Origin of the sequence: Streptomyces clavifer (genome assembly GCF_036345975.1) — a bacterium.
Classification (GTDB): Bacteria; Actinomycetota; Actinomycetes; order Streptomycetales; family Streptomycetaceae; genus Streptomyces; species Streptomyces clavifer.
Genome location: NZ_CP107793.1, coordinates 7441285 through 7459052 on the forward strand (window position 1 = coordinate 7441285; position 17768 = coordinate 7459052).

Genomic DNA, 17768 nt, shown 5'->3' on the forward strand with positions numbered 1-17768 from the left:
CCGAACGGTCAGAACTGATTGACGAGACGCATGTAGCGCGCCCAGTCCCAGTTCACCCCGGGGTCGGTGTGATCACTTCCCGGGACCTCGTGGTGGCCGATGATGTGCGCGCGGTCCTTCGGAAGGCCGTGCCGGTCACAGATGTCCGCCGTGAGCTGCGCCGACCGCTCGTACATGGCGGGGGTGAAGTACCCGGGTTCGTCGACCCAGCCCTCGTGTTCGATGCCGATGCTGCGGGTGTTGTAGTCCCAGTTCCCCGCGTGCCAGGCTATGTGCTCCTCGCCCACGCACTGGGCCACGAATCCGTCACCCGAGCGCACCACGTAGTGGGCGGAGACCTGCTTGACCGGATTGCGGAAGATGCCCACCGTCTGCGTGAAGGTCTGCTGGGCGACGTGCACGATCACGAGGTCCACGGACTGGCCCGAAGGCCGCCCTGACACCGTGTAGTTGGACGGGGAAGCCGGGGCCCAACGGGCCGAGGAGTGGTCCGTGCCGGCTGCGGTGGAGGCCACGGCGCGCGCCGAGGCCGGCACAAGCGCCACGGCGGTGATGGCCGCCGCCCCCTGGACAAGTCTTCTGCGCTGCATCGGCTCCCCTGATGTGCGGCCGGCTCCGTACCCCGGCCACGTCGCCCCCGTGCGGCCGGTGACACACCCCGGTCCGCGTCGTCCCCCCTTACGGCCGGAGACCGCCCCACCCTACGGGCTGCACCACGCGCGGTGGATGCCGCGGTGCCATGGGGGTGGTACCGCAACGGTTCGCGCGACCGCCGGGCACAGTACGGGAGACGTGCCGGGCGACCGCGTGTCCCGCAGCGGAGTCAGCCGGTCAGGGGGCGGGGGAGCCTCAGCAGGGTCACCGACGTTTCGATGCCGCTGTCCACCAGACGGCCGTTCGCATCGAAGGCCTCCGCGCCGTCCGTCATCCCGAAGTCGTTGTCGTTGATGAGCGCCAGGGTGTCCCGGCCCGTCACCGCCACGCCCTCGATCTTGCCGGGGACGCCCGCGATCGTGCCCAGGTCGACGACCAGGCTCTTGCGCAGCACCCGGACCCCCGAAGCGGAAGGGTCCTCCAGTTGCTCGTAGGCGGGCGAGGTGGCCGGGTCGTCCCACACCGAGCCGAGGATGCCGGAGCCGCCGGGCAGCGTCACCCGGTGCAGCCGGGCCGACCTGTCGGTGCGCTCCTCCACCAGCAGGCCGTCGCGGCCGAGCGCGACGACCGAGGAGATCTTCAGCTCGGAGGTGTCGTCCTCACCGGGGTCGACGACCCCCACCGGGTCGAAGCGGTACGCGTACTCGGCGGTCACCTTCTGCTTCTTCGTGGAGAAGCGCAGGAAGCGGACGTTGCGCGACTCCTCGCCGGCCTGCTGGTCCGGGAGCGACAGCGGGCTCTGCACGGCGAGGACCAGATCGCCGCCGGGCAGCAGCGCCAGCCCTTCGAAGCCGCGGTTGACCTTGCGGTGCAGCAGCACGCCCGGCAGCGCCTCGACGACCCGGTAGTCGGCACCCTTCAGCTCCAGGCCCTCCGGGACGTACCGCGCCACGACCCGGCCGCGCGAGGAGACGTGGACGAGTGACGGACCGTACTCGTCGACCAGCCAGAACGACCCGTCCGCCGCACGCACGACGCCCTCGGTGTCGAGGCCGTTCGGGTCGTATCCGAGAGGGGTGCGCGCGTCAAAGGTGTACGGGGCCTCGTCGCGGCCCTCCTGATTGGGCAGGCCCGTCACCGCGGCGCCCGAGCGGGTCGTCAGCGGCAGGGAGTCCAGCACCTTGATCTGCTTGCCGTCGACGCGGATCCTGACGATCGCAGGGTCGAAGCCCGGCACGGGGAAGGTGCGGCGCTTCTTGCCGTCGATCTTGATCTGGCCGTTGGGACCGCGGTCCGTCACCGTCCAGAACTCGCCCCGGCGGCCCGCCGGAAAGATGTCGCTTCCGATGCCGCCCAGCATCACGCCGCGGTCATCGGGGACCGTGCCCGGCAGCAGGCCGTTGCTGAATCCGGCTAGGGGGACATCGCCGAGCACCGCACTCCCGGTGACCCGTGCCGTGCGCTCGGGATGGCCGGCCGGCCCGTGACGGCCCTGCGCACCGGCTGCGGTGCCCGCCACGCAGACCATGGAGAGCAGAGCGAGCGGCAGCCCGAGAGCGAGGGAACGACGGACAACGCGGGTGGGCATGGGGCCTCCTGGCGACGCGGGCTGCGGTAACGGTCGCAAGGCTCTGCCCCCACGCACAACACCCGGTGACACCGAGCTGAACGTGGGGGCAGCAGGTGGCGAACGCGGTACGCGCCCCCGGGCGGTGGTGCTCAGGCCTCCAATGACACGCCCGCCAGCGCCCCTGCCGGATCGTCGTCCGCCGGCCCGGCCGGTACCCATCGGCTGCGCTCCTTGCGGTACGGCCACCAGCGGCCGTCGCGCCCGTACCGCAACTGTGCGTCGGAGCCCACCACGGTCCAGCGGTTGCGCACCGCACGCAGGTGCGGGCGCTCGCCCTCCTCCCATGCCGCGGCGAGCTGCGCCTGGGCCCGTGCGAGCTCCTCCGGACCGGGCAGCCACTCCTCGTCGTACACGGCCAGCCCGGCCGCCCCACCGTGGCGCCACGCCCCCACCGCAGCGTCCAGCCCGGCCGGCTGCCGCCCCGACGCCGTGGCGAGACGCGCGGTGATCAGCGTTCCGGGACGGGCAGCGGCAGCCAGCCGGACGGCATCCTGATCCGGACTCAACTCGGCTGCCGGGGGCCGCCGTTCATGCCCGTCGGTGACGGCGTCCGCCAGCAGCGCGAAGGCGCGCGCCGCAGCGTCGGCCGCCAGGAACTCCAGCGCCGCAGGATCGACGTCCGCCCCAGGCTCCGTCTCCACGTGCAACGAGGCCGGAGGACCTGGCTCCACGGGCAGCGGCGGTGGCGCGGGCAGGGGCGGCAGGATGTCCCGCGCCGCGAACGCCTCGTCGGCCCGGACACCACGCGCGGGCCCTGAGGGCTCCGCTCCCGGCGGGCCCGGGGCGTGGGATCCGCGGACCGCACGCGCCGTGCTGCGCACCTGGAGCTCGTCGAGGAGCCGCCGCTCGTCCCTTCCCCGCAGCAGCAGGAGGACGAAGGGGTCCTGGTCCAGCAGCCGTGCCACCTGGTAGCACAGGGCACCCGTGTGCGGGCAGTGGTCCCACGCCTCGCAGCTGCACTCGGGTTCCAGATCACCGATCCCCGGCAGCAGATCGACCCCGGCGGCAGCCGCGTCCTCCACCAGGTCCGGCGGCATCTCACGGTCCAGCAACGCGGCGATGTGCCCGGCCCGTTCGGAGGCCATGTCCAGGAAGCGGTCCCAGTCCTCGTCGTCCAGCCGCTGGAGCAGCACGTCGCTGCGGTACGCCGTCGAGTCGCGGTCCTGCACGACAGCGGTGATCCGGCCGGGCCGTACGGACACCGCGCCGACACCGCCCTCCCTGGCCAGCTTCCGGCCCCGCTTCAACTGCTCACCGTCCAGAGCCGTGTCCTCCAGGGCCTTCAGCCACGCCTGCCCCCACCAGGACGAGGCGAAGCCCCGGCCCCGTGACGGTGGCAGAGCGGCAAACGTACGCTCCGGCTCGTGACCGTCGTTCATCGTGCGCCCCCTCGCAGCTCGACCAGGTCGGCCAGTTCCGCGTCGGTCAGTTCCGTCAGTGCGGTCTCGCCCCCGCCGAGCACCGCGTCCGCGAGCCCCTGCTTCCGGACCAGCATGTCGGCGATCCGGTCCTCGATGGTGCCCTCGGCGATCAGCCGGTGCACCTGCACCGGCTGCGTCTGGCCGATCCGGTACGCACGGTCGGTGGCCTGCGCCTCCACGGCCGGGTTCCACCAGCGGTCGAAGTGCACCACGTGACCGGCCCGGGTGAGGTTCAGGCCCGTGCCCGCCGCCTTGAGTGACAGCAGGAACACCGGTGCCACGCCCGCCTGGAAGCGGTTCACCATGGCCTCCCGCTCGGCCACCGGGGTACCGCCGTGCAGGAACTGGGTGGGCACCCCGCGTGCCGCCAGATGCCGTTCCAGCAGTCGTGCCATCTGCACGTACTGCGTGAACACCAGCACGCTCGCGCCCTCGGCCAGAATGGTGTCGAGCAGCTCGTCGAGCAGCTCCACCTTCCCCGACCGGTCCGCGATGCGGGGCTGCTCCTCCTTCAGGTACTGCGCCGGGTGGTTGCAGATCTGTTTGAGTGCCGTCAGCAGCTTCACCACCAGCCCGCGTCGCGCGAAACCGTCGGCGCCGGAGATCTCGGCGAGAGTCTCCCGCACGACCGCCTCGTACAGCCCCGTCTGCTCGGCGGTGAGGGACACCGCGCGGTCGGTCTCCGTCTTCGGGGGCAGCTCCGGGGCGATGCCCGGGTCGGACTTGCGGCGCCGCAGGAGGAACGGACGGACCAGCGCGCCCAGACGCTCGGCGGCGGCCGGGTCGTTGCCGCCCTCCACCGCGCTCGCGTACCGGGTGCGGAACGTACCGAGCCTGCCCAGGAGTCCGGGCGTCGTCCAGTCGAGGATCGCCCAGAGTTCGGAGAGGTTGTTCTCCACGGGGGTACCGGTGAGTGCCACGCGGGCCCGGGCACCGATGGTCCGCAGCTGCTTCGCGGTCGCCGAGTGCGGATTCTTGACGTGCTGCGCCTCGTCCGCCACGACCATGCCCCAGGACGCCTGCGCGAGGCGAGGAGCGTCGAGGCGCATGGTGCCGTACGTGGTCAGGACGAACTCGCCGTCCGCCAGGCCTTCCAGCGAACGCGACGCGCCGTGGAAGCGGCGTACCGGCGTGCCCGGGGCGAACTTCTCGATCTCGCGCTGCCAGTTGCCCATCAACGAGGTCGGGCAGACCACCAGCGTGGGGCCCGCGGCCGAGGCGATGTCCTGCCGGTGCAGATGCAACGCGATCAGCGTGATGGTCTTGCCCAGCCCCATGTCGTCGGCCAGGCAGCCGCCGAGGCCGAGCGACGTCATGGTGTGCAGCCAGTTCAGGCCGCGCAGCTGGTAGTCGCGCAGGGTCGCCGCGAGCGAGGGCGGCGGGCCGACCGTCTGCCGGTCCTGTGACTCCGGATCGGCGAGCCGCTCCCGCAGCTGTTCCAGCCAGCCGGTCGCGGCCACCTCCACCCTGCGCCCGTCGACTTCGGTGGTTCCCGTCAGCACGGCGCTCAGGGCGTCGATGGGCGTCACCTTGCGTGCCCCGGCATCCCGTGCGCGCCGGGCGTCCTCGGGGGTGATGAGGACCCACTGGTCACGCAGCCTGACGAGTGGCCTGCCCGCTTCGGCGAGGCGGTCGAGCTCCGCCCGGCTGAGCCTGTCGTCGCCCAGCGCGAACCACCAGTCGAACGCGAGCAGGGCGTCGGCCGACATCAGGGACGGGAGCTGCGAACCGGTCCGCCGGGAAGCCCGGGTGCCGTCGGCGTCGTCGTCCGGGCCGGACGCGTGGGCCGGTCCGATCACCGCACGCGCGGTGAGCTTCCTTGCCAGCTCCCTGGGCCAGTGCACCTGTACCCCCGTCGCGGCGAGGGCCCGCGCGGCGGGGCCGAGCAGTTCGGCGATCTCCTCGTCGGCCGGCTCGATCGCGTCCGGGACCGCGGCCGACAGCAGCGGTGTCAGCGGAGGCCAGGCCCGGGCTGCTCGACGCAGCGCCAGCAGCGCGTCCATCCGGGCGCGGGGCCCGAACAGGGAGGCGGCGGGGGCCCGGTCCGCCCAGACGTCCGCCGCGTCGGCCATCAGCGAAGGGTCCTGGACGCTGTGGATCTGCAGGACGGCACGGAACGACGGGCCGCCGGCCGAGCCGTCCTCCTCTGCCCGGTCCAGCCCCGACACCTCGACGCGCAACGAGAGCCGCACACCCGCGTCGTGCCCGGCGGCCACATCGGCCGCCCACGGCCGGAGCGCCGGCAGGTGCCGCGCCGCCGGGGCGGCGAACGCGGGGCCTCCGGCGGCGTACTCGGCGGCGGGGGAGCGCGGCAGGGCATCGGCCACCGCGTCGAGGAACGAGCGCAGCAGGGCCTCCGGTTCGGCCAGCACGACCGGATCGGCCGCGGCGTCGAGCGGTACCGCATGGGCGGTGGGCGGCATGGACGCAGCCAGCACCCGGATCCGCTCCAGGTCCTCAGCCGTCAGGGGGCCGACACGCCAGGCATCGTGGTCCGCGGCGCTCAGCCCCGGCAGCAGCAGCCCGCGCGCCACCAGTTGCAGGGCGAGCACCGCGGCAGCGCCCCAGAACGCCGCGGCGGGGGACGCGTGCGCGCTCGTGCGCGCACGCGTCAGGACCGGCAGGGCGTGCGGTACCGGCATGAGCAACGCCGGTACCGCGCAGGGCCGGAGGTCGCTTCCGACGACGGTCAGCTCCTCCGAACTCCCGTGATCGGCAGGCGGAGTGCTACCGTCCGGGTTCCAGAACGCGATCAGGCCGGTACGGGCCGGATCCGCGGGGAGAAAGACTGCGGAGCAGCGGGACAGTTCGGAGATCTCGTTGAGTGTGGCCGCAGGGAGCCTGTGCACAGCGATGTCAGATTCCTCAAATTTGACTAGTGGGGCCCGGGGTCGCCGAGGGTACTCCATCCACGGTCCGTCCCGGGAGAAACGCACAGTGACTCGGCTCACGTGTTTCTGCCTTCTGAAGCCTGGGTGCGGCCCGCGCCACCACCACCGGCCACTGGGGCTTGCCCCCGTAAGGCCGGGGTGATGGCGCCATGGTCGCCACAGGCCCGCGATCCGTACGTTTGACGAGGTCAGTGCAGATGCCCAGAAACCGGAGACGTCATGCCCCAGGCGGTAGCCACCGTTGCGCAGAACACCCGCGACGGATCGGAGGATCCAGCCGGCCGGCAGGGCTCCGGAAGTGATTTCGCACCCCTCCTCAAGACCGTCAAGGGGCAGGGGCTGCTGGACCGCCGCACCGGCTGGTACGCGGCGGGCATCGCCGTGAACCTGGTGGCCCTCGGAGCGGTGATCACCGGTATGGCGCTCCTCGGCGACACCTGGTGGAACCTGTTCCTCGCCCTGCCGCTGGCGATCGTGTGGACCCGTACCGCGTTCGTCGGGCACGACGCCGGACACGCCCAGATAACCGGCGACCGCAAGGCGAGCCGGATCATAGGGTTCGTGCACGCCAACCTGCTCCTCGGGATGAACGAGGCCTGGTGGAACGACAAGCACGTCCGCCACCACGCCAACCCCAACCACATCGACAAGGATCCCGACGTCGGCGTCGGCGCCCTGGTGTGGACCCAGAAGCAGGCCGCCGAGCGCGAGGGCTTCCTCCGCTGGCTCACCCGCAACCAGGCGCGGCTCTTCTTCCCGATGCTGCTCCTCGAAGGCATCGCCCTCAAGATCTACGGCTTCCAGTACCTGCGGAACCAGCCCGTACGCGAACGCGCGCTCTCCGGCCTCCTGCTCGTCGGCCACCTGGCGCTCTACGCGACGCTGCTCCTCACCGTCATGTCGCCCGGCAAGGCCGTCGTCTTCGCCCTCGTCCACCACGCGCTCTTCGGTCTCCACCTGGGTATGGCGTTCGCGCCCAACCACAAGGGCATGGAGATGCCCGACCCGGACGGCGACCGCTGGGGCCACCTGCAGCGCCAGGTCCTCACCTCGCGCAACGTCCGCGGCGCCTTCCTCACCGACTGGTTCCTCGGCGGCCTCAACTACCAGATCGAGCACCACCTCTTCCCGAGCATGCCCCGTCCCCACCTGCGCCTTGCGCAGCCCCTGGTGAAGGCGCACTGTGCGGAGATGGGGATGCCCTACGCGGAGACCGGACTCATCGAGTCCTACCGGCAGGCACTCGCGCACATGCACGAGGTTGGCGAGCCCCTGCGGTAGGCCTGGTCCGGCTTTGAGGAACCGACTGACGGGCGCGGGCGTTCTCACACCAAGGAGCGGCTCCGGCCGCGAAGGAGGCACGGATCATGTCGAACGGTGCAAAGATCGCCATCGGGGGCGTCGTCGCGGCAGTCATACTGATTCCGTTCATCGGATTCTGGTGGTCGCTGCTGATCCTCGTCGGAGTGCCCGCAGTGGGTTACCTGATGCTCGACCCGGCCCAGCGACGCCGGCTCCGCAGGGTCGGCCGCAAGGAGATAGGGCGCTGAACAGCACAGTCACAGCGGTGAGCAGCAACGGCGTATACGCCTTCACCAAGCCGACCAGGGAAAGCATCACCCTCCTTGCCGGACTCGGCGTGGAAGGCGACGTCCACGCCGGTGTCACGGTCAAGCACCGCTCCAGGATCGCCCAGGACCCGACGCAGCCCAATCTGCGTCAGGTCCACCTGATCCATGAGGAGCTCTTCGCCGAGCTGCGCGGAGCCGGATTCGACGTCTCGCCGGGCGAGCTCGGAGAGAACGTCACCACGGGTGGCATCGACCTCCTGGCCCTCCCGGTGGGGACCCTGCTGCACCTCGGCGACGAAGCCGTCGTCGCGGTGACGGGGCTGCGCAACCCGTGCCTGCAGATCGACAACTTCCAGGACGGCCTGCTCAAGCAGGTCGTCGGCCGCGACGGCACAGGCGCCGTCGTCCGCAAGGCCGGCGTCATGGGCGTCGTCGTGGCCGGCGGAACAGTACGGCCCGGCGATCCGGTCACCGCGGAGCTGCCCGCCGAGCCGCACCGTCCGCTGGAGCGGGTCTAGCCAGGGCCCCGGAGTCCGGATCGTGACGGGCACGGGGCCCTGCTCCCGGCTCCGGCCGGGACGACAGACCTGGCGATCCGGGTTACCTCGTCGCCCGGGTACAAAACGGCCCGCTCGGCCGAAGTGGAACAGCGGGGGCACGGTACGAGCTGCGTCTCGCCCCGCCGGTGATCGTGTCTCCCCCGCCCGACGCCGGGGGAGCCCTCGTCCGCCGATGGCTCAGGCAGGCCGGGCCGCCAGCGCCTCCAGCGACTCCAGCAGCCCCGGGAGCCCGGGTCCCCGGCCGATGGTCAGCACCTCGCGCGGCTCCTCGTCCAACAGCACGAACGCGATGTCGTCGGTCCTGGCGACCAGGGACCAGCCGGGACCGTCGACCCGCAGGGTGCGGGCCCCGCCGGGGGCGAACGCGGAGCGTATCCGACCGGGCGGGGGCGGGGTGGCCACGTAGGCGAGGGCCTCTTCGAGCACCCTGCGCACCCCGGGATGCCGCCCGGAGCCGTCGCCCTCCGCATTCCTCGGCGCATCCGCGGCGTCGCCCTCAGCCGCGTCCCCGGAAGCCTGTGAGCCCTCTTCTTCCGGCGTCTTTCCCCCCGTCCGGCCGAACGCTGTCCCGTCGTCGATCTGCTCGCGCCAGGAGGCCCACTGCTGGGCGATCTCGTCCGCGCCGAGGCGTCGCTGAGCAGCCCCCCAGACCTCGGCGTCCGGTGGCGTCAGGGGCGCCGGGCCGGCTTCCCCGGCAGCAGGGTCCGGCTCCGGATCGTGCGGCTCGGGTACGCCGGGCGCCGCGACCGCGAGGGCCAGCGGCCAGCCCGGCAGCGCGCACACCACCGAGCGGTCGTCGGGGGAGAGGTCGTACTCCATGCCGCAGTCCCAGGACGCGATGGCGACGGCCACCAGCGAGACGTCCTCGACGACGACCGTCCAGCGGGCGCCGCCGCCGTCCTGGCCGAGCACGAGACCGTATCCCTCGGCGTACGGCTCGAGCCCGAGCGCCTCGCACGCCGCCACGTAGTCGTCGCCGAGCACGCTCGGGAACTGCGCCGGGGTCATCAGTACCGCGGTCAGCACAAACAGCGCGTCCTCGTCGGCGACCGTGTCGTCCGTCCCGGCCACAGCACCCTCCCCATCCATGTCGTCCGGTCACTCATCGCTTGGTCCGTCGGCGCACCTTAACTAGTCGGTAACCTCGGCGTCGAGGCCCTGACAAGGGATCCCGCCCCGGTGAGGGAAGGCCGCCGGTAGCCGCTCCGGCGCTTCGGAGCGGTTCCCGCGCCGTGGTGCGCGCTCATCCCGCGCACGTAGGCTCGTGGATCCGGCCGACGAGGGGACACCAGGGTGAAGCGGTACGAACGGCTCAAGCAGATCCAGCGGCTCGACCCTGAGCGGGACTTCCTCGAGATCTACCGGCTCGCCGTGACGTACGAATTCCCCTGGGACATCACCCGTGCACTCGAGCTCGCCCTGTACCGCACCTATGCCGTCCCCAGCATCGGCCGACTCCTCGCGGAGACGGGGGAACTGACGGAACGCCCACAGAAGCGGTACGACGACACCACGCTCCTCCTCGACACCGTCGTGGAGCACGGCTTCGACAGCGAGGCGGGACGGACGGCTGTCCGGCGGATCAACCGGATGCACCGCAGCTACGACATCAGCGACGACGACATGCGCTACGTCTTGTGCACGTTCGTCGTCACCCCCAAGCGCTGGCTCGACACCTACGGCTGGCGCAGGCTGTCCGACCACGAGCTGCGCGCCTTCGCCGCCTACTACCGCACGCTCGGCACACACCTGGGCATCAAGGACGTCCCGCACACGTACGAGGACTTCGAGCGCACCCTCGACAGCTACGAGGACGAGCACTTCGGCTGGGACGAGGGCGCACGTGCGGTCTCCGATGCGACGCTGGCCCTCATGGGCTCCTGGTATCCGGGTCCGCTCGCGCCGGTCGTACGCACGGCGGCTCTCGCCCTGCTCGACGACTCGCTGCTGAGGGCGTTCCGCTACGAGCGTCCCGGGCGCGTCGCCCGGGGTCTGACCCACGGAGCACTCCGCCTGCGGGCCCGTGCCGTACGGCTTCTGCCGCCGCGCTCCCATGCCCATCACGCGCGCCAGAATCCCGAGATCAAGGGCTATCCGAACGGCTACGACATCGCGCGGCTCGGGACGTTCCCCACTCCCGGTGTCCGTGGCTGCCCGGTCCCGCACGGCCCGCGTCCAGGCCTCCCGGCCGAGTGAGCCGAGGAGGGCCGGGGTGCGGCGACGGCCGCACAGCGCAGACGACCTGTGCGACGACCGCCGGTCACCGGATGCGTGCGGCGAGCACCAGATAGCGGTCGTCCTCGTCCGTGTACGACTCCACCTCCCATCCCGCGCGGGCCAGCAAGGGAACGAGCCGGGGTTCCGCCCGCAGATCGTCGTCCGAGAGGGTACGCCCGTGCCGTGCCGCCAGTGCGGCGCGGCCGATCGGGTGGAACAGCGCCAGCCGGCCGCCTGTGCGCACCGTTCGTGCCAGCTCGCGCAGATCCCGCTCGGGACGGGCGAGATGCGAGACCAGCCCGGCCGCGAACACCGCGTCGAGCGCGTCGGCGCGCAGCGGAAGCCGAGCGACGTCGGCGACGAGCAGCGCACCGCTCCCACCGCGCCCCGCACGTGCCGCCGCGCCCAGCATGGCAGGCGTCAGATCGGCCCCGAGCACCGTGCCGCCGGGCCCCACCGCCGCTCGCAGAGCGGGCAGCGCCCGCCCTGTTCCGCAACCGGCGTCGAGCACGGTGTCGCCCGGACGGAGGCCGAGCTCGACGACCGCTGCGGCATACGCCGGACCGTCGTCGGGGAAACGGCTGTCCCAGTCCGCGGCCCGCACGGAGAAGAATTCCTGGACGTGTGTGTGGTCGTCGGCCATACGGACATGATCGCGCAGACGGGACCTGAGCGAAACGGCATGAAACGGCGCGCGGGTTCTCGCGTTGCCCGATCGTCGGGAACATCGAGCTGTCACATTTCAGCAGTTCTCGCATGAGCCCCGGAGCGCGCCCGTGGGCGGGCCGGCATCCCCCGTCCATGGGACACCTGGACCACGCCACCTTCGGCCGACTGACAGCCGTGCTGCCGTACGCGATGGCATCGATGGGCGCCGCACGGACTGCGCCGTACCGTGCGTGCGCTCGGCACCAGCGGCCGTTCCCGACGCAACTGGCTGTTCACCGCCGCCGCCATCGCCACCGAGATCTGGACGATGCACTCCGTCGCCCTCCACGCCCGGCGCGGGATCAGCATCACCGCCTGCCCGCCCGCGTGCCCGCGTGCCCGGGCCTCGGCGCGGCCGAGGCGCGTTCGTCGGCGAGCACGAACCGGACGGTCAGCTCCCTGCCCGTGCTGCCGGCCGCTTGCCCAGGAACTGCTGCGCCGCCTCGGCTGCCTCCTGGTGGAGGTCGTCGGAGCAGACTCCCAGCTCTGCTCCCCGCCGTCCCGGTTGTGCGCGTAGTGGGCCAGCGGTTCCAGCTCTTCGGGGTCAGCGCCCCGGTTCCTGTTCCTCCGGCACGGGAAGGTCCCCTACTGAACGGCTGCGGGGCAGGTCGGGCGGTCGATGCGGTAGACGTAGTGGGCCCGGTCGTCGATGGGGTTGTCGGGTTCCAGCGAGGCCTCGGCGACACGGTGGAAGCCCGCCTTCTCCAGCGCCCGCCAGGATGCCCGGTTGGCCACCTGCACGGGGACGATGATCGCGGTGACGTCGGGCTGCTCGGTCCAGGTCGCCCCGACGACCGCGCGGATCATGCGTACGCCGTGTCCCTGACCGACCCGGCATGGATCGCCGATCAGGTAGTCGATGGTCACCGCCCCGTCGGGCACGTCGACTTCGGCCGCCAACTCCGCCAGGTAGTCGGGGTAGTCGGCGAAATGGCAGCGCTGCACGAGGCCGATCGGCTCGCCGTCGAGCAGGACGAGCAAGTCCTCCGACGGCTCCTGCCCCCGGGCTGCGGGTCCGAAGTCGCGCTTGACGGCCTCGGGAGAGGTCTCGTGGTTCCACCATCGCGCGACATGCGGCTGTGCCAGCCACTGCCTCAGCTGGGGAAAGTCGGGTTCGCCGAGCCGGCGCCAAGTGATCACCAGGACTCCTCGGTGGGTCGGTAGTGCAGTACCTCGTCGAAGAGCGCCGATGCGTCGGGCTCTTCGCTCCGAGTGAGGCCGGCCGGCATGGTGAGGGAAGGGCTCTCACCCCCGGCGATCACCGCGTCCAGCCCTGCCTGGATGAGCCGGTCAGACCCGACGTTCCTACCGAATGCCCTCTCGCGCGCGATGTGGCTGAGCTCTTCGAGGACGTCATCACGGGTCATCGGAGTCCTCCCGGCCGGCGTCTGGGAGAAGAAGGCTCGCACATCCGCCCACACTGCCGCCTGGAGTCTCTTCCCGAGCCAAGCGCGCTGACGGACGATCTACTGCTCAGACTGTCGCCCACGACCAGCGGGAGCACCCCGAGAGCCGGTCACACCAGCTCTTTGACCTGCGATTTCAAGTCGACGTAGGCCCAGCGGTACGCATACAACGTGGTGCGACGTCAACCTCACGGCTCGGTACAGCGAGGACTGGTCCGGCACACGATGGTGGCGCGACGGAGCAGCCAGGCATCATGCATCGGTGAGCACCATAGTGAAGTTCTTCGCGGCACCGGACGACGCGTCGGCCGCCCTCGCGGTCGGGATCGGCCCGGGACCCGCTTACGAGTCCCTCTCGTTCGGCAACTTCGACGTAGAAGAAGCTGTGGTCGATTGGGAATGCCTCTTCCTCGGCAGCGATTTCGAAGAGCTCCTCGAAGCCGGCGAACCGCGCATCGTTGCCGAGGACGATGACGGCCCCGTCGTCGTCGCGCTCTCCGAGCGCTTGGCGGACGCCCTGGCCGAGGCGGAGCCCTCCCGGCTGCATGAGGTGGCCACGGTGTGGGCAGGGCAGCAGGCGGAGGACGGCGCGACGATCGACTCCGGTGTGGCCGGAGAGATATTGGCAAGTCTGGGCAGTCTCGCCCGTGGCGCGGAGCGATCTGGCCACGGCTTGTACTGCTGGGTTGCTTGAAGGCTGTCCCGTAGTCCCTGGCGGGCGCACGACGACAGCTACGGCACCTCGCTGCGTTGTCGGAACGCCCGCACACATCCAGTGTGCGGACGTCCCTCCGCCATGCGCTGCACCGCATCTGACGCCGCACGCCGATCCACCAGGGATTCCGGGAAGGCCATAGTCGGAGCCTGTCTCCTGGACACGAGAAGAAGCTGCTCAGACAAGAAGGGCCAAGCGCTCGAGCGGTTCCCCGGGCTGCTCGGCCCCGCCCTGTGGTGATGGCGACACCATCCTCACCGGGGACCTCGGGCGTTCGCTTCGCTCGGCCCGCGCCAACGGCGCCGGCCCGGGCGCAATGTGATGCCCCGGCATCCTGGCACTCAGGACTGTCAGTCGGCGACGTCAGCCATCGCCAGAACCTTGTCCATGCGCACGCGCACGAGTAGCTCCCCGGCCACGCCGTTGCGCGCGCCGAACTCCTCGGCTGCCTCCCGGCCCATGTACCGGGAGGCGATGCGGGTCGCCCACTCCCGCAGCGCGCCGAGGTCCTCGCTCAGTTCCGCGGTTCCTCGCACCACCGCGAACGCGAACGGCGGCCGGTCGTCGTCGACACACACCGACACCCGGCCGTCGCGCGCGAGATTGCGGCCCTTCACGCTCTCCTTGCCCGTGTTGAAGACCAGATCGTCACCGTCGAGCAAGAACCAGACGGGCGCGATGTGGGGACTGCCGTCCTCCCGCACGGTCGCCACCTTGCCGGTACGGGTGCCCTCCGAGAGGAACGCCCGCCATTCGTCCTGAGCCATGTGGTGTGCCATGCACCCATCCTCGACGGACGGGAGGGCCGTGGCGTGAAGCGACGCCCCGCCGAGAGGGGGACGCTTGCCCGCAGGGGAGTGGTACGCAAGGCTGGCGCACGACGTGGGGAACAGGTGAACGGGGAGGACGAGCACATGGCGCTGGACCGGGGACTTGACTGGCTCCTTGATGATCTCACCAGCCGGGTGGAGCACATACAGCACGCGCTGGTCCTGTCGAACGACGGCCTGGTGACCGGGGCCAGTACGGATCTGGCCCGCGAGGACGCGGAGCACCTGGCCGCGGTCTCGTCAGGACTGCAGAGCCTGGCCCGGGGGTCGGGGCGGCATTTCGGGGCCGGAAGAGCCCGCCAGACGATGGTGGAGTTCGATGAGGCGTTACTCTTCGTGACCGCGGCGGGGGATGGTAGCTGCCTGTGCGTGCTCAGCACCGCAGAGGCCGATGTCGGCCAGGTCGCCTACGAGATGACTCTGTTGGTGAACCGCGTGGGTGAACACCTCGGTGTGACAACACGCGAAGGGATTGACGGTCTGAGGCGCCTCTGACCTGCAGCTTCCTGCGAGGCTGCGAAGTTTTCCACAGGCTGCGCGAGAACGTCCTCCGCCGGTTACCTTGGTCACGGAGAGTATTCGACCTCTCGGGAGCGCATGGGACCCGGGGGCCTCACGGGGGAGGACGGTCATGACCGTTACGGAACGCGCCCGCACGGGGGCGGCAGGCGCAGGGGAGCGAGCGGCAGGCAGCCGCAACAGGATCGCGGAAATCGACGCGATCGCCGAAGGCGCGGTGCGCGCGGGGCGTGCCGCTCAAGAACTGGCCTTGAAGCAAGGTGAGTTCGAGCTCGCCCTCCATCTCGGCCTCATCAGTGCCGAGGACTCACCCGGCGGGAGGCCGCGGATCCGCCGGGAGGAGATCGACCGACTCCGCGCAACCGAGGGGTTTCCCGAGACGCTTCGGGCCAAGGTGCGCACGGCAGGGACGGCGGAAAGCGCCGAGCTCCTCGGCATCAGCCCCGGCCGCTTCACCGGCCTCGCGCGGATCGGCTGCGTCTCACCCGTCGCGTTCTACCTGAACCGGTACCGCGCGGTGGTCTGGATCTACCTCGTGGACGAGCTCTCCGCCTTCGCCGCCAAGGAGCCGGAGCTGCTCACCGGCAGAAGCCCTGTCGGGATGCGCGCGCTGTTGGAGGCCGGGACTGACCGGCGCGCACGCAACTGGCGTTCACGCAGGAGCGACAGGCTGCTGCGCCGCACTCAGGATCCATGGATCCGGGCGGCGGTGCAGGCATCGGCTCTGGACCCGGTCCAGCTCGCGGAGGTGGTCGACGATCCCTATGAGCGCGCCTACCTGGCCCTGGTGCGCCCGGATCCCGTCTTCGGACGGCCGGGGTCCGTCTCCGGGCGGGAAGCCATGGGCCACCTGATGCTGGCGGACGATCCGGACGAGATCCTCTGGCGCAGGGTCAATCTCGGGTTGGAGCTGGAGCGGGCGCGTGAGTCCCGCCCCGCGCCCCGCCCGGGCCACGATCCCGCGTTCCGGCCGGTGACGGAGCGGCCGCAGGTGGCCGCTCCGGCAGCGGGCTGCGGCAGCGCGCGACCTGCAGCCGGGCGCAGGCTGCTCGACCGCGTCGGACTGGGCGGGCGACGTAGCCGTGATCATTAATGGATTGCGTAGGCCCGTCGGCGCAGGCATCTTTGCTCCATGCTGATCAGGGAAGCCACTCCTGAGGACTGGCCCGCCATCTGGCCGTTCTTCCAGGGCATCGTCACCGCGGGTGAGACGTTCACCTACCCATTGGAGCTGGGTGAGGACGACGCTCGGGGCTGGTGGCTCGTGCCGGCGCCGAGCCGTGCGGTCGTCGCGGTCGACGACGCCGGGACGGTGCTGGGTACGGCCAAGATGAACAGGAACCACATGGGCAACGGCTCCCACATTGCCAGTGCCAGCTACATGGTCGATCCCCGGCATGCGGGTCGGGGTGTGGGCAGGGCCCTGTGCGAGTACACCGTGGAGTGGGCGCGCGCGACCGGATACCGCGCGATGCAGTTCAACGCCGTGGTGGAGACCAACATCCATGCGGTGCGGCTCTACAGGTCCCTCGGTTTCGAGGTCATCGGGACTCTTCCCGAGGGCTTCAAGCACCCCACCGAGGGCTACGTCGGACTGCACATCATGCACAAGGCCCTCTGACTTCATGGGAAGTCCGCCGGAAGGGCGCGTTCCGTCCCGGTGTCTTCCAGCCATCTTCCGGCCTCGTTTCGGGTGCCGAGACTCTGAAGCGGCCCAGCGCAAATCGTGTTCAACCATGACAGAACACCCGCGAAGGGCGGCGCGGGGCCCTGCTCCCGGGCCTGCTCGTGGTACAGCAGCGGGTAGCTGTACCGCATCGCCGCCTTCATCGAGCCAACCGGAGGGGAGCCGTCCGGAGTCGCGTCTGTCCGTGATGTCATAAACGGCAGTGGTGTGGGAGCAGTTGGGGCGTCGGTGGTGCATGGGCCGGTTGCACGCCCGGGGTGCGTGGGCAGTACTGTGCGGCCCATCGCCATACCGGCGGTGCACTCGTACGAAGGAAGAATCCATGACCATACCCAGGAGATCGTGGCGTGGCGCGGGAGCATTCGCGGCCGCCGCGGTTGTCGGTCTGGCCGGCGGGGTCATCTCCGCAGGTCCGGCCGCAGCTCACACTCCCACCTGGGACGTGACCTGCTCCGAGGTCACCCTCAACCTGACGGCCTACTCCAGTAAGGCCGTCAATGAAGTCACCGTCTCCGTCGAGGGTGGCGAGGTCCTGCTCCCCACGACGGAGTTCGGCCGGGAGTACCGCACCTCGACCCCCATCAAGCTCCCCGCGCACGACAAGGAGCTGACCATCCGTCTCGTCGTCAAGGCGGGCGATGACGACAAGTTCTCGCGCAACGAGACGAAGACGGCCGAGGTGTGCGAAGGCAACACCCCGTCGGCCCCGCCGAGCACGGAGCCGCCGGCGCCTGAGACCCCCGAGCCGAGCGAGACCGCCACGGAGCCCGCGACGGCCCCGAGCGAGTCCGCCACGGAGACCGCGCCCGCCCCGGCCGAGCCGAGCAGCAGCGCGCCGGACCTGGCCGAGACCGGTTCCTCCTCCGCCACTCCCGTCATCGGTGGCGCCGCGGTCGCGGTTCTGCTCGCCGGTGGTGGCATCCTGTGGTCCGTCCGCAAGCGCCGCACCGCGCAGCACTGACGCATTCCAGGCAGTCCGGCCGAGGGGTCCGCTCCGACGGGCCGGGCGGGGGCGTACC

General features: G+C 70.9%; 18 protein-coding genes and 1 pseudogene. 10 read left to right on the forward strand and 9 right to left on the reverse strand.

Annotated features, from left to right (window positions below):
- Positions 1–8: 8 nt before the first annotated feature.
- The 4 genes from OG927_RS32180 to OG927_RS32195 form a co-directional block, all read right to left on the reverse strand.
- On the reverse strand, positions 9–590 hold the full coding sequence (locus OG927_RS32180; protein ID WP_330321227.1) for an N-acetylmuramoyl-L-alanine amidase: 582 nt from the start codon (positions 588–590) through the stop codon (positions 9–11).
- Positions 591–823: 233 nt separating this feature from the next.
- Positions 824–2182 (reverse strand): esterase-like activity of phytase family protein, encoded by a 1359-nt coding sequence (locus tag OG927_RS32185; protein ID WP_330321228.1) that lies wholly within the window; start codon positions 2180–2182, stop codon positions 824–826.
- A gap of 131 nt (positions 2183–2313) precedes the next feature.
- A complete protein-coding gene (locus tag OG927_RS32190) occupies positions 2314–3603 on the reverse strand; it encodes an SWIM zinc finger family protein (RefSeq protein ID WP_319104168.1) in 1290 nt (429 codons plus the stop codon).
- Positions 3600–6494 carry a DEAD/DEAH box helicase gene (locus OG927_RS32195; RefSeq protein ID WP_124280178.1) on the reverse strand — a complete coding sequence of 965 codons (2895 nt, stop codon included), beginning with the start codon at positions 6492–6494 and terminating at the stop codon, positions 3600–3602. The genes OG927_RS32190 and OG927_RS32195 overlap by 4 nt, the downstream gene beginning before the upstream one ends.
- A gap of 261 nt (positions 6495–6755) precedes the next feature.
- Here OG927_RS32195 and OG927_RS32200 point away from each other — a divergent pair, with 261 nt between their 5' ends.
- The 3 genes from OG927_RS32200 (at position 6756) to OG927_RS32210 (ending at position 8625) form a co-directional block, all read left to right on the forward strand.
- Positions 6756–7817 (forward strand): fatty acid desaturase family protein, encoded by a 1062-nt coding sequence (locus OG927_RS32200; RefSeq protein ID WP_056788759.1) that lies wholly within the window; start codon positions 6756–6758, stop codon positions 7815–7817.
- Between the two features lie 86 nt (positions 7818–7903).
- The gene (locus tag OG927_RS32205; protein ID WP_056788763.1) at positions 7904–8086 is read left to right on the forward strand and encodes a hypothetical protein; all 183 of its coding nucleotides are present in this window, start codon (positions 7904–7906) and stop codon (positions 8084–8086) included.
- On the forward strand, positions 8083–8625 hold the full coding sequence (locus tag OG927_RS32210) for an MOSC domain-containing protein (RefSeq protein ID WP_319104181.1): 543 nt from the start codon (positions 8083–8085) through the stop codon (positions 8623–8625). The genes OG927_RS32205 and OG927_RS32210 overlap by 4 nt, the downstream gene beginning before the upstream one ends.
- 219 nt (positions 8626–8844) lie before the next feature.
- Here the strand turns inward: OG927_RS32210 and OG927_RS32215 are convergent, their stop codons facing one another.
- On the reverse strand, positions 8845–9756 hold the full coding sequence (locus OG927_RS32215; RefSeq protein WP_392928096.1) for a hypothetical protein: 912 nt from the start codon (positions 9754–9756) through the stop codon (positions 8845–8847).
- Between the two features lie 204 nt (positions 9757–9960).
- Here OG927_RS32215 and OG927_RS32220 point away from each other — a divergent pair, with 204 nt between their 5' ends.
- Positions 9961–10863 carry an oxygenase MpaB family protein gene (locus OG927_RS32220; RefSeq protein WP_319106595.1) on the forward strand — a complete coding sequence of 301 codons (903 nt, stop codon included), beginning with the start codon at positions 9961–9963 and terminating at the stop codon, positions 10861–10863.
- A 64-nt stretch (positions 10864–10927) separates the two neighbouring features.
- On the opposite strand, the gene OG927_RS32225 is transcribed toward OG927_RS32220, so the two are convergent.
- A complete protein-coding gene (locus OG927_RS32225; protein ID WP_056788772.1) occupies positions 10928–11527 on the reverse strand; it encodes a class I SAM-dependent methyltransferase in 600 nt (199 codons plus the stop codon).
- 158 nt (positions 11528–11685) lie between these two features.
- Here OG927_RS32225 and OG927_RS32230 point away from each other — a divergent pair.
- Positions 11686–11878, forward strand: a pseudogene (locus tag OG927_RS32230) (MHYT domain-containing protein); the annotation flags it as partial.
- Between the two features lie 299 nt (positions 11879–12177).
- Here OG927_RS32230 and OG927_RS32235 read toward each other — a convergent pair.
- On the reverse strand, positions 12178–12732 hold the full coding sequence (locus OG927_RS32235; protein ID WP_330321230.1) for a GNAT family N-acetyltransferase: 555 nt from the start codon (positions 12730–12732) through the stop codon (positions 12178–12180).
- Positions 12729–12959 carry a hypothetical protein gene (locus tag OG927_RS32240; protein ID WP_199862882.1) on the reverse strand — a complete coding sequence of 77 codons (231 nt, stop codon included), beginning with the start codon at positions 12957–12959 and terminating at the stop codon, positions 12729–12731. Before OG927_RS32240 ends, OG927_RS32235 begins: the two co-directional genes overlap by 4 nt.
- Positions 12960–13260: 301 nt before the next feature.
- Between OG927_RS32240 and OG927_RS32245 the strand changes: the two genes are divergently transcribed.
- Positions 13261–13692, forward strand: coding sequence for a hypothetical protein (locus tag OG927_RS32245; protein ID WP_056788778.1), 432 nt, complete (start codon positions 13261–13263; stop codon positions 13690–13692).
- Positions 13693–14063: 371 nt separating this feature from the next.
- Here OG927_RS32245 and OG927_RS32250 read toward each other — a convergent pair whose 3' ends face one another.
- A complete protein-coding gene (locus tag OG927_RS32250; RefSeq protein ID WP_056788781.1) occupies positions 14064–14492 on the reverse strand; it encodes a PPOX class F420-dependent oxidoreductase in 429 nt (142 codons plus the stop codon).
- Positions 14493–14627: 135 nt separating this feature from the next.
- Here OG927_RS32250 and OG927_RS32255 point away from each other — a divergent pair, with 135 nt between their 5' ends.
- The 4 genes from OG927_RS32255 (at position 14628) to OG927_RS32270 (ending at position 17710) form a co-directional block, all read left to right on the forward strand.
- Positions 14628–15038: a roadblock/LC7 domain-containing protein gene (locus OG927_RS32255; RefSeq protein WP_330321231.1), complete on the forward strand. Its 411-nt coding sequence runs from the start codon at positions 14628–14630 to the stop codon at positions 15036–15038.
- A gap of 136 nt (positions 15039–15174) precedes the next feature.
- A complete protein-coding gene (locus tag OG927_RS32260) occupies positions 15175–16155 on the forward strand; it encodes a DUF6397 family protein (protein WP_241191642.1) in 981 nt (326 codons plus the stop codon).
- A gap of 39 nt (positions 16156–16194) precedes the next feature.
- Positions 16195–16683: a GNAT family N-acetyltransferase gene (locus tag OG927_RS32265; RefSeq protein WP_056788783.1), complete on the forward strand. Its 489-nt coding sequence runs from the start codon at positions 16195–16197 to the stop codon at positions 16681–16683.
- A 388-nt stretch (positions 16684–17071) separates the two neighbouring features.
- Complete coding sequence (locus OG927_RS32270; protein ID WP_056788788.1) at positions 17072–17710, forward strand: LAETG motif-containing sortase-dependent surface protein; 639 nt, start codon at positions 17072–17074, stop codon at positions 17708–17710.
- Positions 17711–17768 lie beyond the last annotated feature (58 nt).

Coding starts and splice junctions, on each gene's coding strand:
- OG927_RS32190 (WP_319104168.1), bottom strand. CDS start 3,603: ATGAACGACGGTCACGAGCCGGAGCGTACGTTTGCCGCTCTGCCACCG.
- OG927_RS32265 (WP_056788783.1), top strand. CDS start 16,195: ATGCTGATCAGGGAAGCCACTCCTGAGGACTGGCCCGCCATCTGGCCG.
- OG927_RS32260 (WP_241191642.1), top strand. CDS start 15,175: ATGACCGTTACGGAACGCGCCCGCACGGGGGCGGCAGGCGCAGGGGAG.
- OG927_RS32205 (WP_056788763.1), top strand. CDS start 7,904: ATGTCGAACGGTGCAAAGATCGCCATCGGGGGCGTCGTCGCGGCAGTC.
- OG927_RS32240 (WP_199862882.1), bottom strand. CDS start 12,959: ATGACCCGTGATGACGTCCTCGAAGAGCTCAGCCACATCGCGCGCGAG.
- OG927_RS32200 (WP_056788759.1), top strand. CDS start 6,756: ATGCCCCAGGCGGTAGCCACCGTTGCGCAGAACACCCGCGACGGATCG.
- OG927_RS32215 (WP_392928096.1), bottom strand. CDS start 9,756: ATGGATGGGGAGGGTGCTGTGGCCGGGACGGACGACACGGTCGCCGAC.
- OG927_RS32255 (WP_330321231.1), top strand. CDS start 14,628: ATGGCGCTGGACCGGGGACTTGACTGGCTCCTTGATGATCTCACCAGC.
- OG927_RS32225 (WP_056788772.1), bottom strand. CDS start 11,527: ATGGCCGACGACCACACACACGTCCAGGAATTCTTCTCCGTGCGGGCC.
- OG927_RS32180 (WP_330321227.1), bottom strand. CDS start 590: ATGCAGCGCAGAAGACTTGTCCAGGGGGCGGCGGCCATCACCGCCGTG.
- OG927_RS32185 (WP_330321228.1), bottom strand. CDS start 2,182: ATGCCCACCCGCGTTGTCCGTCGTTCCCTCGCTCTCGGGCTGCCGCTC.
- OG927_RS32250 (WP_056788781.1), bottom strand. CDS start 14,492: ATGGCACACCACATGGCTCAGGACGAATGGCGGGCGTTCCTCTCGGAG.
- OG927_RS32270 (WP_056788788.1), top strand. CDS start 17,072: ATGACCATACCCAGGAGATCGTGGCGTGGCGCGGGAGCATTCGCGGCC.